At 36.3% G+C, this 1,129-nt stretch carries 1 protein-coding gene and 1 pseudogene; both read left to right on the forward strand.

All coding sequences use genetic code 11. From position 1 onward, the window contains the following. Nucleotides 1-448, forward strand: a 448-nt coding sequence (locus AC3DU7_RS09145) for an ADP-ribosylglycohydrolase family protein (RefSeq protein ID WP_488039040.1), incomplete at its 5' end; no start/stop codon positions are given. A 30-nt stretch (nucleotides 449-478) separates the two neighbouring features. Continuing rightward, nucleotides 479-1,129: pseudogene (locus AC3DU7_RS09150) on the forward strand (hypothetical protein); the annotation flags it as partial.

The raw sequence follows: 1,129 nt of genomic DNA on the forward strand, positions 1-1,129 counted from the left end.
TTTAGACACCGCAATAACTCAGTTATCAAAAAATGTTAAATCTTTTTCAAGGCAGCAAATATTTTCTGAACAAAAAGAAAACTCTATCTCTTGTACTTTTTTCATACCTATCTGTTTAGCCTTATACTGCTTCCTCAGTACCCCGGAAGACCTGAATTTATCAATATTACGAGCGGCAAGAACAAAATGGGCAACTCAAATCTGTACTATAGTAGGTACTTTATCAGGTGCTTATAACAGTACTGCTGGAATTCCTGTAGAATGGCGACAAAAAATGGGAGGAGAACCTTTGGAAATAAATGAAGCAGAAATTATGAAGTTGGCCAAAAAATTATGGGCCGTTTGGTGTGGAGTTTATGACCCAAACAATATGACACAAAATATAGTGCCAGCAGTTGCTGCCAGCAACGTAATTCGTCCCCGCCCAGGCAAAGCTAGTGGATATTGAAAACTCTATGATGTGTAGACATCAAGAAATATGCATCTGACAGACTTAATTGGGAAATTATTGAAGCCTCAGAAAAAACAACAACTATCGAGTTGGTCAACTCTGGCAACTTCACCAATTTTAGTGGTGCTGGCAATAGCATCTCTAACAGCTACTATAGGTCAACGTTACTACAGTCAGCCAAAGTTAGATGAGGGAACTGTTGCTCCTCAAACTATTCTGGCTCCGAAAAGTGCTACAGTTCCTGACAATAAAGTCACTGAAGAGCAGCGCAAATCAGCTAGACTTGGTGATATTACGGTTTTGATGATTAATGAGTCAGTTAATCAAAGAGTTAACAAAGAGTTAGCTGAAATACTGGCATTGGGTAATCAAATTAGAGGGATAATTATTAATTTCCCATTTGTGAATACAGGTATTTTATCAACAAATACTCAGCTACACCTGCGACAAATTTCCCAAGAAAAATGGGTGGCTATTCAACAAATAGTAGAAGAAGAGTTAAGAGAAAGACCTCCTGGGCCTCAACCAGGAATAACTACTGATTCTATATTAACTAAAGACTTAATAGACTCAATAGAATTTGTCAGTAACTATAATAATTTGATAGACAATAATCAATTATTAAGTAAGCCATTAATCTTAGTAAACTATCAAGAAAATAGTCAAAATTCTAGCATT

The organism is Okeania sp., assembly GCF_983059655.1.